Below are 15417 nucleotides of genomic sequence, written 5' to 3'. Positions count from 1 at the left end.
CGGTCAGGCGGCGACCTTCTTGGTCTCCCAGAAGATCCCGGCGATCTCGTCGATCTTCGCGAGCAGCTCGTCGGCGACCGCCGGGTCCCAGGAACCCTTCGTTCCGCCGGCCCCGGCCAGCTTGGTGGCCTCGTTGAACAGCTCGTGCAGCTGCGGGTAGGCCGCGAAGTGCGGGGGCTTGAAGTAGTCGGTCCACAGCACCCAGAGGTGGTGCTTGACCAGGTCGGAGCGTTCTTCCTTGACGGCCAGGGCACGGGCCTTGAACACGTCGTCGTCGCTGGCCAGGGCCTTGGTGATGGCGGCCTTCACCGACTCGGCCTCGAGCCGGGCCTGGGCCGGGTCGTAGACGCCGCAGGGCAGGTCACAGTGGGCCGAGACATCGTGCGTGGGGGCGAGAAGCATGGTGGTCTCCGGTCTTCGGGTACGTTCCGGTTCGTTCGCAGGACGCTAGGACCTCAACCTCGGTTGAGGTCAAGCGGAGGCTGGGCGCTCGAGCACGATGGGCAGCTGTTGCAGCGACCGGAAGGCCCGGTCGTGATAGATCAGCGGCCCGCCCGCCGGCCCGAACTCCACGCGGGTCACCTCGACCAGGACCAGCCATGACTCCCCCGCGGGCAGCACGTGCACCGGGTGGCCCCACATGGTCACCGGGGCGGTCTTCAGCACCGGCAGGCCGTCCTCGCCGTCCTCCCAGCCCTGCTCCGGTGTGAACCGCTCGGCCCCGTGCCGGGCGAAGGCCGCGGCCACCAGCGCGTCGTCCTCCCCCAGGATCGTCACCCCGATCCGGTCGCTGGCCACCAGGTCGGCGCCCGCGGAGCTCTTGTGGGCCACGGAGAACGACAGCATGGGCGGCACGGCGCTGACCGAGGCCAGGCTCGACGCGGTCAGGCCGACCGGCCCGGCCGGCGTGGCACAGGTCACCAGGCTCACACCGGCGGCGTGCCGCCGGAAGCCGGCCCGGAAGCGCTCGTTGAGCGATGCGGCGGGCGTAACGTTCGGATCGGGGCGTGCAGACGTCATGTACGGGCCTCCAGGTACTCGTCCGCCCCACGCTAGGACCTGAACTCTGCTTGAGGTCAAGGGGCCGGCGATCATCTGACCGCCCGGCCCGGCTCAACCAGGAGGGGCCAGGGGTCGAGACAACCTTCCGTGGGTGAATCCGAGGTTCTCGAGGTGGACGAGGCCGCGCTGTCAGCTGCGTGTGTCGAGACCGTGCTGTCCGGGTATCTGGTGCTGGTGGTGGACACCGACACCCAGCGTGTCGTCTCGCTGACGTGGCAGACCGCACAGGCCCTGGGCATCGAACCTCAGACGCTGACCGGATCGACCGTCGAGGAACTGCTGGGCCGCTCCCTGGAGAACCTGCCCGACGCGCAGCCCCGTCCCGGCTGGGCCTCGCAGGACCGCCCGCTGGCGCTGACCCTGACACCGGACCACGTGCGCGCCGTCCGGCTGTCGCACCGCGCCCGGACCGGGGCACGCACCCTGCTGATGCTGCGCGACCTCAGCGAGACGGTCGCGGCGATGGCGGAGTGGCAGGCCGAGCTCCAGGCCCTCACCGAGGGCACGATGCAGATCGAGTTCACCACCTCGGGCGAGATCATCACCGCCGACCGCTGGGCCCTGGAACGCTTCGGGTACGCGGCGGACGAGTTCACCGGCCTGCCGCACACCCGGCTGTGCTCACCGGAGGAGGCGGACAGCGCGGCCCTGCACGACCTGTGGGACCGGGTCTGCGCCGGCCAGTCCGCGGGCGGGGTGTTCCGGCGCCGCGATCGGCAGGGCGAACCGGTCTGGCTGCGCGGACACTACGTACCGATCCCCGGCACCGACGGCCGCATCGTCCGGGTCGTGCTGATCGCCCGGGTCATCGACGGTGAGATGCGCCGGCAGACCGATCTGGAGGGCCGGGTCGCCGCGATCAACCGGTCCCAGGCGGTGATCGAGTTCGCGCTCGACGGCACGGTCACGGCCGTGAACGACAACTTCCTGGCGATCGTGGACTACGACCGCGCCGAGGTGGTCGGGTTCAACCACCAGATCTTCGTCGACCCGGAGTACGCCGCGTCGGCCGCCTACCAGGAGTTCTGGGCCGGGCTGCGCGCCGGTGAGTTCGTCTCCGGCGAGTTCCACCGGGTCGGGCGCGACGGGCGCGACATCTGGCTGCAGGCCACCTACAACCCGGTGCTCGATCCGGACGGCCGGCCCTGGAAGGTGGTCAAGTACGCCCTCGACATCACGGCGGAGAAGAACCGCACGGCCGAGTTCGAGGGCAAGGTCGCCGCGATCGACCTGTCCCAGGCCGTGATCGAGTTCGGCCTGGACGGGACGGTCCTCACGGCCAACGACAACTTCCTCATGATCATGGGTTACGAGCTGGGCGACGTGATCGGCCGGCAGCACCGGATCTTCCTGGCCGAGGACGAGGATCCGGTGCAGTACGAGGAGTTCTGGCGCCGGCTGCGGCGGGGCGAGTTCGTCACCGGGGAGTTCCGGCGCCGCTCGCGCTACGGCGACGACGTGTGGCTGCGTGCTACCTACAACCCGGTGCTCGACCCGGACGGCCGGCCCTGGAAAGTGATCAAGTACGCGCTCGACGTCACCGAGGAGAAGCGGCGCAGCGCCGACTACGCCGGGAAGATGGCGGCCATCAACCGGTCCCAGATGATGATCGAGTTCGACACGTCCGGGAAGATCATCGGCGCGAACCAGAACTTCCTCGATCTGCTCGGGTACCAGGCGGAGGAACTCATCGGCCGCCACCACAGCCTGCTCGTGCGCCCGGACGAGGCCCAGGCCCCCGAGTACCAGCAGTTCTGGGAACGCCTGGGGCGCGGCCAGCACGACGGGGGCGAGTACCGCCGCGTCACCAAGTCCGGTGCCGAGGTGTGGATCCGCGCCACCTACAGCCCGGTGCTGGACGCCGACGGGATCCCGACCAAGATCGTCAAGTTCGCCGTCGACGTCACCCAGGAGAAGACCCGCAGCGTGGACCTGGGCGGAAAGCTGGAGGCCATCGACCGGGCCCAGTCCGTGGCCGAGTTCGACCTCTCCGGAAAGACTCTTTCAGCCAACGAGAACTACCTGCGCACCATGGGTTACGCGGCCGAGGAGGTGCTCGGGCAGCCGCACAGCATGTTCTGCTCCCGCGAGTACGTCACCTCGGAGGAGTACCGCGACTTCTGGATGCGCCTGCGCAAGGGCGAGCTGATCTCCGGGCGGTTCCAGCGCAAGGGCAAGTACGGTCGCGACGTATGGATCCAGGCCAGCTACAACCCGATCCTCGACCTCGACGGAAAGCCTCTGCGTGTAGTCCACTACTCCTACGACGTCAGCAGTTTCGTCAGCCTTCAGTACCGCCTGCAGGTGAAGAGCCGGGCGATGTCCGAGACCGCGCAGAAGCTCTCCGAGATCACCGCCCTGGTGGCGGCCCGCTGTACCCGCTCCGACGTGATGCTCAGCCAGGCCCACGACGAGGCCATGACCGGCACCAACTCGGCGCCCGCCACCCTGACCTCGCTCTCCATGATCCAGCGCACCGCCAACCACGTCAGCGAGGTCTCCCAGTTCCTCGCCGATCTCGCACGGCAGTCCAACGCGGCGGCCTTCACCATGTCGATCGAGCTGGGCCGCGACCAGGTCGCCAAGGAGAGCCTGGCGGTGATCGTGGAGGAGGTCCGGCGCCTGGCCGAGCGCTCCAGCCAGGCCGCCATGGAGGTCATCCGCCTGGTGGACGACGTCCGGCTGGATATCAACCACGGCTACGAGGCCTCCCGGCGCGGCGAGTCCGCCTTCGGCAAGGTCGGTGGCGCGGTCGGCAAGGTACGCGAGAACGTCGACACCGCAGCCGAGCTGGTACGCGGCCAGCAGGTGCTCGTGGCCGACATCATCCGCCTGATCGACGACCTGGAAGAGGTCTCCGGGCCGGCGCCGGAAGAGCCCGAGCCCGCACCCGAGCCCCCGGTCGAGGAGCCCGGGGGCTACGAGTCCTTCGGCGCTTACGCGTGAGCCCGCACGACGGTCGATGAGGGACGCACGTCCGCTGCGGTCCCGCTGCCCGTCAGATGCGGTCAGCGGATCCTCCTTCGCCGACGACGAACAACGCGAGCGCGTCCTGACCATGGCTCTGGACGGCGTTCGGGCCTCCCGAACCGACTGAGCGCACGGCCCGGTCCACGCACCGTGGACGAAGTTACTGCGCCGTCAGTGAACTGCGGCCAGGGCCATGCTGCAGATCGTGTGCGTTCGGTCCACCGTGACCGTACCGAACGCCCACGATCACGGGATTTCGGGTGAGTGCGCCCCGGACTGCCACCCGTTCGTGACCCGCCGGGTCCGGTCGGCTGTAGCCCCAGGGCGGAGCGGCTGGTCTGCGTTGTGTACACCAGCCCGGCGAGGGTTCACGATCGCCCGGGGCGACGGCTCCCGCTGCGCGTCTTCGTCTGGAAATGACGATGTGGCCGGTGCTAACCGCACCGGCCACATCAGGAAAGAAATCAGGCCAGCCAGGCCAGGACGTCCTTCTGCCACTGCTGCTGGAAGTCGCCGTGCACACCGTGCGGGGCGCCCGCGTAGATCTTCAGCGTGCCGTCCTTGACCAGCTTGATCGACTTCTCGGCCGCGTTGGCCAGCGGCACGATCTGGTCGTCGTCGCCGTGGCCGATGAAGATCGGCACCTCGAGGGCCTTCAGGTCCTCGACGAAGTTGGTCTCGGAGAAGGCTTTCACGCAGTCGTAGGCAGAGACCAGGTCGGCCGTCATGCCCATCCGCCAGAAGTCGTCCTTCGCGCCCTGGGAGACGTCACGGCCGTGGTTGGCCCCGAAGAACGACTCGGACAGGTCCTTCCAGAACTGCGAGCGGTCCTTCAGCACGCTCTCGCGGATACCGTCGAAGACCTCGATCGGCACACCGTCGGGGTTGGCGTCGTTCGCGACCATCTGCGGCGGGACGGCGCCGATGGTGACGACCTTCGCGACCCGGCCGGCGGCGTACTGCGCGGCGTAGCGCACCACCTCGCCACCACCGGTGGAGTGGCCGACGACGACCACGTCCCGCAGGTCGAGGGCCTCGACCAGGGCCGCGAGGTCACGCGCGTAGGTATCGATGTCGTTGCCGGTGGTGGTCGCGCTGGAGCGGCCGTGACCACGACGGTCGTGGGCGATGGCGCGGTAGCCGGCGTCGGCGAAGACCTTGAGCTCCTGGGCCCAGGCGTCGGAGTTCAGCGGCCAGCCGTGGCTGAAGATGATCGGCTGCCCGGTGCCGTGCTCGACGTAGTAGATGTCAACGCCGTCGGGGGTGGTGATGGTGGGCATGTGCCTCGTGCTTTCTCGCGGTGTCGAACGTGCCGGGGGACGCTTCCATCGTCTCGGTCAGGAGCCGCCCTGACTGTGCTTGAGAGTTCGGGGAACTTGCGCGAAAGTACGGAGGTGTCCAGTGACCCTCTGTCAGCCGCCCTGTCCCTGATCGACGCCCGGTGCGTGCTCGCCCGGGCCCTCAAGGCCCAGGGGCCCTGGTCGCTGACGCTGCAGGCCCACGCCCCGCTGATGCTCGTCGCCCCGGTCCGGGGTGAGTTCTGGCTGACCGTCCCCGGTGCCGACCGGCAGATCCGGCTGGCCGAGGGAGACATCGCCGTGGTGCACGGTGACCTGCGGCAGATCATGTCCAGCGATCCCGGCCTGAGCCCCACCGACGGGGAGGCGCTGTTCCGGCGCCACGACCGGAACAGCCAGACCGTGCAGCTGGGCGAGCGACCCGACGTGGCCCTGGTCGGCGGTCACATCGCGCTCGACCGCAGCGGCGAGGAACTGTTGCTGGCCGCACTGGAACCCCTCACCCATATCCGGGCGAGTGACGGCCAGGCCCCGGCGCTGCGCTGGCTGCTCGACCGTCTCCTCGGCGAGATGGAGAATGAGCAGGGCGGTTCCGAGTTCGCCGCCCAGCAGTACGCGAGCCTGCTGTTCGTCGAGGTGCTGCGCGGCTACCTGGCCGACCCGACCGCCTGCCCGCCCAGCTGGCTGCGGGTACTGGCCACGCCCAGCCTGGCCCCGGCCGTGCACCGGATGCAGGCCGACCCGCAGCGCAACTGGACCCTCGAAGACCTCGCCCGCACCGTCGCCATGTCGCGCACCACGTTCGCCGAGCGCTTCCGCGAGGCCGCCGGCATGCCCCCGCTGACCTACCTCACGCACTGGCGCATGCGCCTGGCCGAACGCGCGCTCACGGAGGACGACGTCACCATCGCCGCCCTCTCACACTCCCTGGGCTACTCCACCGAGTCGTCGTTCAGCCACGCCTTCAAGCGCATCCACGGCATTTCCCCCGGTCGTTACCGCGGGCAGCGCCGCAACGCCGATACGCCCGCCCTGACCGGGCACGCTGTGTGACAGATCACCGGTCACCAGACCGGAAAAGCAAGAATTCCGGACGCTCGCGCAAGTCCGATCAGCCACCAGATCCGTACGTACGACGGCGCCGAGACCTCCCTTGTCCTGCCTGGTGCAAGGTCGATCACCCGCTCCCCCGCGGTTGGAGCACGCGTTTGCTGTCCACCACCCCGCCCCGGAAGCAGACCTCGTAGCGCACCTCGCCGCCGCTCTCCGGCTGCACGGAGAGGTCGGCCAGATAGGTCTCGCAGGACGCGCCCTGGTCGGTGGTGCGCGAGCCGAGGGGGGCGGTGGGGAGCAGCTCGCGCGTGCGGACCTCGTCATCACCCGCCCGGAACGAGTTGAACACGTTCTCCGGCAACGGCTCCGGCGATCCGGCGGTCACGTAGGCCCCGACCGCGGCGACGAGGGCCACGCCCAGCGCACCCACCACCGCGATCAGCCCGTTGCGCTGCCGGCGGCCGCTGCGCCGGATCTCCTGCGGGAAGTCGCCCGGGTCGAGCATCGTCTCCGGGACCTCCGACTCGTAGGGCAGCAGGGCCCCCAGACGGAAGCCACCGGCGTCCACCGGCCCGTGGGACAACACGCCACCCGCCAGCCGCACGCGTTCGGCGAGCCCCAGCAAACCCTGGCCGGTACTCGGACCCTCCCAGAAGCGCCCGGGACGGTTGCGCACCTCGACGAACAACGCGTCGTCCTCGAACCGCACCTCGACCTTCACCGAGGCTCCCCCGGCATACTTCAGCGCATTCGTCAGCCCTTCCTGCACCACCCGGAACGCGGCGTGCTCGGCCAGCAGGTTCAGCGGCCGGGGTTCGCCACTGCGCACCAGCTCGATCGGGGTGCCGGTCGCCCGCGCCGAGGCGACGGTGGCCTCCACCTCGTCCAGTGACCGCCCCGCCTCGACCGAACCGTCCTGGTGCAGGATCCGCAGAATCTGCCGCAGCTCCCCCATCGCCTGCGCGGAGGTGTCGCGCAGCAGGCTGAGCGCCTCGGTCACCTGTGGGGTAGCGGTCATGGTGGACGTCGTTGAGCTCGCCCCGGCGGGAACGAGGGACTGCGACAGCCCACCCGTGTACAGCGACATCAGCGTCAGGCGATGGCCCAGGGAGTCGTGCAGTTCGGCCGCGATCCGGTTGCGCTCACGGGCCTGGGCCTGGCCGGCGACCAGCAGCCGTTCCTGGTGCAGCTCGAGGTTGCGTTGGTGCATGGTCATGACGAGCAGACGGCGCTGGGCGATCATCGCGGCGACGGCGGCGGGCGCGACGGCGCTCAGGCAGAAGAGCATCACCCCGACGAGGAGACCGAACAGCAGCCCGCTGTCGGTCTGGGCGACCGCACCGATCATGCTCATGACCAGCACGAACCCGAAGCCGAGCAGGATCGCCGGCGCACGCCGCGCGCGGTACCCGGCCCCGGCCGCGAGCACGATCAGCATGAAGCCGGTGCCGAAGTGCACCAGACCGAGCGCCGCCCCCAGGCCCAGCGCGGTCATCGGGCGCAGCCGACGCAGCGGCACGATCACCAGCGCCGCGCACATCCCGGCCAGGCCGAAGAGCCCGATCACGACCAGACTCTGCTGGGTGGGCGCGTAGGCGGCGCACAGCACGACCTCGGTGAAGGCGCAGAACAGGGCGAGGGCGGCCTCGTAGACGACCCGGAGCCAGCCCGCCCGGCGCACGGCCCGAGCCGCAGTGTCTACTTTTTGCCTCAGCAGTTCCATCAGGTCCCAGCGTACGGATAGAGATGATCAGCAGATGAGTTCCTGGACCGGAGATCTCCTCGGCGACGGCTACGAGCAGCACACGCTGATGCTGGGCACCGATCCGGACGGTGAGGGCGAGGTCCGGGCCGTCGTGGTCCGCCGCACCCCCCGGGCGGACGAGGAGGTGCGCGGGGCGGTGCTCTACGTGCACGGGTTCTCGGACTACTTCTTCCAGACGCAGATGGCCGACTGGTTCGCGGCCCGCGGCCTCGCCGTCTACGCGCTGGACCTGCGCAAGTGCGGGCGGGCGCGCACGCCGGGCCAGACCCCGCACTACGCCGCCGACCTGCAGCAGTACGACGCGGAGCTCGATCAGGCGCTGGCCTTGATCGAACAGGATCACCCGGGCACTCCCGTCACCCTCCTCGCCCACTCGACGGGAGGGCTCATCGTCCCCTTGTACCTCGACCGCAAGCGGCGCACCGGCGTGAACACCCCCGTGGTCGGCGTCATCCTGAACAGCCCGTGGTTCGATCTCCAGGGCCGGGCGGCCCTGCGCGGACCGGGCACCTGGATGCTCCGGATCTTGGCCCGCACCAGCCCCTTCCGCGTGTTCAGCCTGCCGCCGAGCATCTACGGCAGCACGCTTCACACCAGTGTCAGCGGCGAATGGGACTTCGACATCGCCCTCAAACCGCTCGAGGGCTTCCCGGTGACCGCGGGCTGGCTCAACGCGATCCGGCGGGGCCACGCCCAGCTGCACCGCGGCCTCGACATCGGCGTGCCCTCGCTGGTGCTGCGCTCCGACACGTCGAACTTCGGGCCCGAGTACACCGAGGCCAGCGACCGCAGCGACGGAGTGCTCGACGTGCGCCAGATCGCCCGCTGGGCGGGCTGTCTCGGTGGTGAGACCACCGTGGTGCCGATTGCGGACGCACGCCACGACGTTCTCCTGTCCCTGCCACCGGTGCGGGAGAGGGCTTACGAGGTGATCGAGGCCTGGCTGAAAGCCCACCCCTCCCCCGCCTGACACCCCCCAAAAACCTCCGTGATCATGCAAATCCCCCAGCCTTCGGCCGGGAGGTGCCCCCACTCCCCGGCGTTCTAGAACTCTCAGCCGAACAGTTCTAGAACGCCGGGAAGATTTTGCATGATCACGAACAGAGGGCGGAGGGGTCAGCTGAAACCGCTGGGCAGGCGCGGGGTGTAGGGCTGCTCGAGGATCTTGACCTCGTCGTCCGTCAGCTGGATGTCCACCGAGGCCGCCGCGTCCTCCAGGTGTTTCGCCGTGGACGGGCCCACGATCGGTGCGGCCACCGACGGGTTGGTGAAGTGCCAGGCCAGGGCCACCTGGGCCATCGGCACACCGCGCGCGGCCGCCACCTGCTCGACCGCCTCGACGATCGGCCTGTGCGAAGCCTCCTCGTTGTAACGCCGGGTCAGGTCGTCGGTACCGGTACGGGAGGTCGTGGTGTTCCACGGCCGGGCCAGCCAGCCCTTGGCCAGAGGACTCCACGGGATGCTGCCCACCCCCTGATCGGCGAGCAGGCCGAACATCTCCCGCTCTTCCTCCCGCTGCACCAGGCTGTACTGGTTCTGCATCGACACGAACCGGGTCCAGCCGTGAAGATCGGCCGTGTACTGCAACTTCGAGAACTGCCAGGCCCACATCGACGAGGCGCCGAGATAGCGCACCTTGCCGGCCTTCACCACGTCGTGCAGGGCCTCCATCGTCTCCTCGACCGGGGTCTGCGGGTCAAAGCGGTGAATCTGGTAGAGGTCCACGTAGTCGGTACCCAGCCGGGTCAGCGAGGCGTCGATCTGCTCCATGATCGCCTTGCGCGACAGACCCGATCCGCCCGGCCCCTCGTGCACCGGGAAGAACACCTTGGTGGCCAGCACGATGTCGTCGCGCCGGGCGTACTTCTTCAGGGCCCGGCCGGTGAACTCCTCCGACGTGCCGTGGTGGTAGACGTTCGCCGTGTCCCAGAACGTGATGCCCAGATCGAGAGCCCGCCGGAAGAGGGGCTCAGCGGCGTCCTGCGCGAGCGGCCAGCCGGCACCGGGTTCGGGCGTTCCGAAACTCATGCAGCCCAGCGCGATCCGGCTGACCTTGAGCCCGGAGAGGCCAAGACGGGTGTACTCCATGCTCGAACGTTTCCTTCCACCGTTGGATGTCCACAGGCGGCAACACCACGCCCCGCTCATCATTCCCCCACACGTGCGGATTTCACCGGCGGAACGGGGAAGGTGGGGGGACCGCTCGTCCGAACGATGGAGTTTGATCATCTTCTGCATCCGGCCCGGCCGGGTGCGGCTCTCCTGGGCACCTCACACTCCCTGTGAGCCACCCGTCTTCCTGGGGGCCGAAATGTTCCATCGCTGGCAAATTCTGGGCGTTCCCGCGCTCATCGCCGGATGTCTCGTCGCCACACCGATCGCGGCTCAGGCCGCTCCGGACGATCCCAAGCCGACCCACACCGAGGAACAACCGTTCGCACACGTGCCCGCCGCCCAGAAGTCGCGTATGCAGCAGCAGGCTCCACTCGTGGCGGCGGCCCAGCGCCTGCGCGACCGCATCGAGTCCGGGCCGCACGCGGGCTACACCGGCATTTCGCTGACATCGAAAGGCGTCAGCGTGTATTGGAAGGGCACCGCGCCGGCCGGCATCCAAGCGCTGGTGCGCGGCGAGAAAACCGCCTCTCTGCATCCGGCCCGGTATTCCCGCACCGAGCTGAGGAAGGCCGAGAAGCAGGCCATGGTCTACATCACCGCGACGGACGGCCCGGTCTACGGGGTCCGGGTGCCGGCCGACGGCAGCGGGCTGGTCGCTCAGACATCCTCCCCGATCTCCACCGCCACGGTGAACCGTTTCCGGACCCGGGCGCTCGACTCCTCGTCCGTGAAGATCCGCATGGAGGTGGCTCCGGCCCCGAAACCCAGCTGGCGCCAAGACGACTACGCCCCCTATTACGGTGGCGGCCGAATCACCACGCCCGGGGGCGGCTGGTGTTCGAGCGGTTTCGCGGTGCGGCAGGGCAGCACCCAGTACCTCCTGACGGCAGGGCACTGCGGCTGGACCGGTGGCGTCTTCAAGAACGGCGACGCCACCCGCACGGTCGGCGCCGGCGAGCGCAAGAACCTGGCACACGACATCATGCTGATCACCGCCGGCGCCTCGGGGCGGATCTGGGACGGCGGCGGCACCAAGCGCTATGAGGACCGGGCCCAGTTCACGAAGGCCGTCAGCGGCTGGGGCGACACCTTCCCGAACGAGTGGATCTGCCAGTCGGGTATGACGAGCGGCGCGCAGTGCAACATCCAGAACTCGCTCAACTTCTCGTACAGCTACTCCTTCGGCGGCGAGACCTATACCGATCTGGTGCTGGCGTATTCGGTCGGCGGCATTGCCTCCCGCCCGGGCGACAGCGGCGGACCGGTGTTCACCCTGAACGGTGACAAGGTGACGGCGAAGGGAACGATCTCGGGCAGCGGTTCCTCCTACCCGATCAAGGTCTCGTACAACGGGAAGTGCCTGGATGCCGACGCGAACAACCTGAATCGCAATGGCACCAGGATTCAGCTCTGGGACTGCAACAACAGCATGCAGCAGAATTTCGTGTTCAACAACGATGGTTCCATCCGTAGTGCTACGAATCAGGCGTACTGCCTGGACGCCGACCTGGGCACGATCAACGGGAACGGCACCATCGTCCAGCTGTGGCAGTGCAACGGCTCCGCCCAGCAACAGTGGAAGTTCAACGGCTCAGTAGCCGGACCGATCCGCTCGATATACAACAACCGTTGCCTGGACGCGCATCTGGGTGCCATCAACACGAACGGCGCGAAGGTGCAGCTGTGGGACTGCAACAACACGGGACAGCAGGGCTGGGGCCCGCAGACCCGGGTCTTATACCAGGACTTCCGCACGGCCAGCAGTGATTTCGGGATCACCACGATCAACCAGTGACGCATGTGACCAACCGACGGGCAGGACGGGGCTTTTGCGGCCCCGGCCTGTCCGTTTTCTGTGTGGCCATGAACAACGGGTTAACGCTGCGCGGCGACCGGATGCACGGGTAGCGTTCTTATTCGATCGCCCGGTGCCCGGACATCCAAACCAGGCCGGGAGCTTCCGGGCGCGTGCGATTATGCACGGGCCGTCCCAAGAACCGGAGCAGATCGATCATGAACGTGCACGACGAAAGAACCTGGTGTAAAAAATCCCAAAACCGGACAACCATTTTCGTCTCTTGAGCTTTTATGGGGTTGTGAAGCAAGCTCCCGTCGACGCGCCGCCACCCGCCGGACGCGTCCCGACGGCTCCTAGGCCGTCCCATCGCAACGACATCCAGGGTCTGCGAGCCGTGGCTGTCCTGACGGTGCTGCTCTACCACACCGGCCTCGGGCCGAGCGGTGGTTTCATCGGCGTCGATGTGTTCTTCGTTCTTTCCGGCTTTCTCATCACCGGCCTCCTCGTGCGTGAACACGACCGCACCGGCCGGATCTCGCTGCCGACGTTCTGGGCCCGGCGCCTGCGCCGTCTGCTGCCCGCCAGCGCCCTGGTGCTGCTGGTGACCTGTGTGGTGTCACGCTGGTACCTACCGCCCGCCCGCTGGGAGAGCATCGGCTCCGACGCCGTCGCGGCCAGCACCTACATCGTGAACTGGCGGCTGGCCGCCAGTTCGGTGGACTATCTGGCCGAGGGCGCGGCGGCGAGCCCGTTGCAGCACTACTGGTCGCTGTCCATCGAGGAGCAGTTCTACGTCTTCTGGCCGCTGCTCATGAGCCTGGTGCTGCTGGCTCGCACGCGCAAGGTCGCGATCGCGGTGATCGGCCTGATCACCGTCGGCTCGTTCACCCTCGCGCTGGCCACCTACAGCGCCCAGACGTACTTCACCACGCAGACCCGGGTCTGGGAGCTCGCGGCCGGTGCCCTGTGCGCAGTGGTCATGGCGAGCCGCCCGGCCTGGCGGAACGGGCCGGAGCGCCCACGGTGGACCGGTCTTCTCAGCTGGGCCGGGCTCGCCCTGATCTTCGTGTCCCTGTTCGTGGTGAAGCCGACCACCATGTGGCCCGGTCCGCTCACCGCCATGGTCATCATCGGCACCGTTCTGGTGCTGGGCTTCGGCGACGCACCGAACAGTGTGAAGACCGTGCTGGCACTGAGGCCGCTGACCTGGATCGGCGACATCTCCTACTCGCTCTACCTCTGGCACTGGCCGCTGGTCGTGTTCGCCGAGCGCGACGGAACACTGACCCCACAGGAGGGCTGGGCGATCGTCGGTATCAGCGTGGTCCTGGCCACCGTCACCTACTACCTCGTCGAGCAGCCCACCCGTCAGGCGAAACTGCTCTCCCGCACCCGCATCGGCATCGCCACCGGGCTGGCGCTCGTGGTGATCGGGGCCGGCACCGGTCAGGCCCTGACCCAGGCCAAATCCGTTGATGACCCGGTCAATGCGCTGGGCGCCGCGGCCCCCACACAACTACAGCAGACCGCGACGGCTCTCACCCCCCGCCCGGAGAAGGCCGCGGTGGACAACGGCGAGATCTACGACCGGGACTGTCCCTCGAACTACGCCGACGACACCATCAATCTGTGTGTCTTCGACTATCGCACCGGAGGCGTCGGCCCCCGGGTGATGGCGGTGGGTGACTCGAAGATGGGCCAGTGGCTGCCGACGCTGATCCAGATCGCCAAGGAGCATCACTGGCAGCTGACTTCGATCACGAAGGCCGGCTGCGCGTTCTCCGACACCCGTCGCTACCAGGCACCGAAGGTGGAGTACTCCAACTGTGTGACCTGGAACGACTCGGTGAAGCAGGAGGCACTGAAAGAGCATCCCGATCTGCTCGTCACCACCCAGCTCGAGTACTACGCCACGGTCAGGAACGGGGTCGGGCTCACCGGCGAGGCAAACCGGCAGGAGATGATCCGGGGCCTGAACGTGCGGCTGCACGAGATGCAGAACGCCGGCATCCCGACGGTCACGATCGCCGAGACCCCGCGCATGCTGCACGACATGCCGGAGTGCGTCAGCACGCACCTGGAAGACCTGATGGCCTGTTCCCGATCGAGGCCGTTCGCCCTGCGTAACTCCGGCATGGTGAAGGCCGCCTCCGCCGAGACCGACACCCCGGTGATCGACCTCAACGACAAGATCTGCGCGGCCGAACGGTGCCCCGCGGTGATGGGCGACATGCTCATGTACCGCGACGACCATCACCTCACCGCCACCTACGCCCGCACCCTCACCCCGTACTTCGAGGAGCAACTGAGCCCGGCCCTGGTGAGGTACAAACTGCGCCAGACCCTGCTGGGCACGACACCCGCCACCATCCAGCCATCGACCAGCAGCACATCGACCGGTGCTGCCCAGCCGAGGGCAACCCAGGGCTGACCTGGCCTCATCCCCCGTTCGTGATCATGCGATCCCCAGCCTTCGGCCGGGTGGTGTCACCACTTCCCCGGCGAGGTGAGATCCCTCCCGGCCGGAGGCTAGGGATTACATGATCACGAACACGGGATACCTGTTCAGGGCTTGCGGGCGATGGCCGCCCAGTACCAGGCCGATTTCGCGCCGTCCACGTTCTCGTCGGGCCAGGCCCGCACCGGCACGATGCCCGGCTCCACCACGTCCCAGTCGCCGAAGAAGCTGGCCACCTCGTCGCGTGAGCGCGGTACGAAGGTCATGCCGGTGGCACGGGCGGAGTCGGTGACTTCTTGCACCACCGGCGGGTCGAAGTCGGCCGTGGGGTGGGTGATCGCGAGGTAGCTGCCCGACGGCAGAGCGTCGCGCAGCTGGGCCACGGTGGCGTGGATGTCTTCGGCGTCATCGATGAGCATGAGCACCGCGACCAGCATGAGCGCGACCGGGCGGTCGAGGTCGAGCTGTTCCCGCAGTTCCGTACTGCCCAGGAGCTGCTCCGGCTTCCGCACGTCGGCGTCGATGTAGGCGACCTGCCCGACCTCGTTGCTGATCATCAGAGCCCGGGCGTGGGCGAGCACCACCGGGTCGTTGTCGGCGTAGACCACGTGAGCGTCCGGCGCAATGCTCTGCGCGGTCTCGTGCAGGTTGGGGCTGGTCGGGATGCCGGTGCCGATGTCGATGAACTGCCGCACCCCGTGGGCGGCCAGGTAGTGCGTGGCCCGGGTGACGAAGTCGCGGTTGGCCCTGGCCATCTCGCGCATCGAGGGAATCTTCTGAAGGAACAGCTCGGCCAGCTGACGGTCAGCGGCGTAGTTGTCCTTGCCCCCGAGCCAGTAGTCGTACATCCGGGCCGAGTTCGGCACCAGATGATCAGGATGAGGCGTGGTCAGGCTCT

11 protein-coding genes are annotated in these 15417 nt (G+C 68.3%); 5 read left to right on the top strand and 6 right to left on the bottom strand.

Annotated elements, in window-relative coordinates; translation table 11 throughout:
• Positions 1 to 3: 3 nt before the first annotated feature.
• Both sodN and QSK05_RS16030 read right to left on the bottom strand, forming a co-directional pair.
• Positions 4 to 402, bottom strand: coding sequence for a superoxide dismutase, Ni (sodN, locus tag QSK05_RS16035; RefSeq protein WP_285598017.1), 399 nt, complete (start codon positions 400 to 402; stop codon positions 4 to 6).
• Between the two features lie 69 nt (positions 403 to 471).
• Positions 472 to 1020, bottom strand: a complete 549-nt coding sequence (locus QSK05_RS16030) for a flavin reductase family protein (RefSeq protein ID WP_285598016.1) — start codon at positions 1018 to 1020, stop codon at positions 472 to 474.
• Between the two features lie 129 nt (positions 1021 to 1149).
• Between QSK05_RS16030 and QSK05_RS16025 the strand changes: the two genes are divergently transcribed.
• Entirely contained in the window at positions 1150 to 4008 is a 2859-nt protein-coding gene (locus QSK05_RS16025) for a methyl-accepting chemotaxis protein (RefSeq protein ID WP_285598015.1), read from the top strand.
• A gap of 488 nt (positions 4009 to 4496) precedes the next feature.
• On the opposite strand, the gene QSK05_RS16020 is transcribed toward QSK05_RS16025, so the two are convergent.
• A complete protein-coding gene (locus QSK05_RS16020; RefSeq protein WP_285598014.1) occupies positions 4497 to 5312 on the bottom strand; it encodes an alpha/beta fold hydrolase in 816 nt (271 codons plus the stop codon).
• Positions 5313 to 5426: 114 nt separating this feature from the next.
• Here QSK05_RS16020 and QSK05_RS16015 point away from each other — a divergent pair, with 114 nt between their 5' ends.
• Positions 5427 to 6383, top strand: coding sequence for an AraC family transcriptional regulator (locus QSK05_RS16015; protein ID WP_285598013.1), 957 nt, complete (start codon positions 5427 to 5429; stop codon positions 6381 to 6383).
• Positions 6384 to 6507: 124 nt separating this feature from the next.
• Here the strand turns inward: QSK05_RS16015 and QSK05_RS16010 are convergent, their stop codons facing one another.
• The gene (locus tag QSK05_RS16010) at positions 6508 to 8106 is read right to left on the bottom strand and encodes a sensor histidine kinase (protein ID WP_285598012.1); all 1599 of its coding nucleotides are present in this window, start codon (positions 8104 to 8106) and stop codon (positions 6508 to 6510) included.
• Between the two features lie 34 nt (positions 8107 to 8140).
• On the opposite strand from QSK05_RS16010, the gene QSK05_RS16005 reads away from it, so the two are divergent.
• Positions 8141 to 9118: an alpha/beta hydrolase gene (locus tag QSK05_RS16005; protein ID WP_285598011.1), complete on the top strand. Its 978-nt coding sequence runs from the start codon at positions 8141 to 8143 to the stop codon at positions 9116 to 9118.
• 146 nt (positions 9119 to 9264) lie between these two features.
• On the opposite strand, the gene QSK05_RS16000 is transcribed toward QSK05_RS16005, so the two are convergent.
• Positions 9265 to 10236, bottom strand: a complete 972-nt coding sequence (locus QSK05_RS16000) for an aldo/keto reductase (protein WP_285598010.1) — start codon at positions 10234 to 10236, stop codon at positions 9265 to 9267.
• 223 nt (positions 10237 to 10459) lie between these two features.
• Between QSK05_RS16000 and QSK05_RS15995 the strand changes: the two genes are divergently transcribed.
• Together QSK05_RS15995 and QSK05_RS15990 are read left to right on the top strand one after the other, a co-directional pair.
• Positions 10460 to 12058, top strand: a complete 1599-nt coding sequence (locus QSK05_RS15995) for a ricin-type beta-trefoil lectin domain protein (RefSeq protein WP_285598009.1) — start codon at positions 10460 to 10462, stop codon at positions 12056 to 12058.
• A gap of 301 nt (positions 12059 to 12359) precedes the next feature.
• On the top strand, positions 12360 to 14492 hold the full coding sequence (locus QSK05_RS15990; RefSeq protein WP_285598008.1) for an acyltransferase family protein: 2133 nt from the start codon (positions 12360 to 12362) through the stop codon (positions 14490 to 14492).
• Positions 14493 to 14626: 134 nt separating this feature from the next.
• On the opposite strand, the gene QSK05_RS15985 is transcribed toward QSK05_RS15990, so the two are convergent.
• The gene (locus tag QSK05_RS15985; protein ID WP_352301629.1) at positions 14627 to 15385 is read right to left on the bottom strand and encodes an SAM-dependent methyltransferase; all 759 of its coding nucleotides are present in this window, start codon (positions 15383 to 15385) and stop codon (positions 14627 to 14629) included.
• Between the last annotated feature and the right edge of the window lie 32 nt (positions 15386 to 15417).

The organism is Kineosporia sp. NBRC 101731 (assembly GCF_030269305.1).
Taxonomy (GTDB): Bacteria; Actinomycetota; Actinomycetes; order Actinomycetales; family Kineosporiaceae; genus Kineosporia.
The sequence above is the reverse complement of the archived record's forward strand: the minus strand, read 5'-3'. Positions and strand labels throughout refer to the sequence as shown.

Coding starts and splice junctions, on each gene's coding strand:
- QSK05_RS16005 (WP_285598011.1), top strand. CDS start 8,141: ATGAGTTCCTGGACCGGAGATCTCCTCGGCGACGGCTACGAGCAGCAC.
- QSK05_RS16020 (WP_285598014.1), bottom strand. CDS start 5,312: ATGCCCACCATCACCACCCCCGACGGCGTTGACATCTACTACGTCGAG.
- QSK05_RS16000 (WP_285598010.1), bottom strand. CDS start 10,236: ATGGAGTACACCCGTCTTGGCCTCTCCGGGCTCAAGGTCAGCCGGATC.
- QSK05_RS15995 (WP_285598009.1), top strand. CDS start 10,460: ATGTTCCATCGCTGGCAAATTCTGGGCGTTCCCGCGCTCATCGCCGGA.
- sodN (WP_285598017.1), bottom strand. CDS start 402: ATGCTTCTCGCCCCCACGCACGATGTCTCGGCCCACTGTGACCTGCCC.
- QSK05_RS16030 (WP_285598016.1), bottom strand. CDS start 1,020: ATGACGTCTGCACGCCCCGATCCGAACGTTACGCCCGCCGCATCGCTC.
- QSK05_RS16010 (WP_285598012.1), bottom strand. CDS start 8,106: ATGGAACTGCTGAGGCAAAAAGTAGACACTGCGGCTCGGGCCGTGCGC.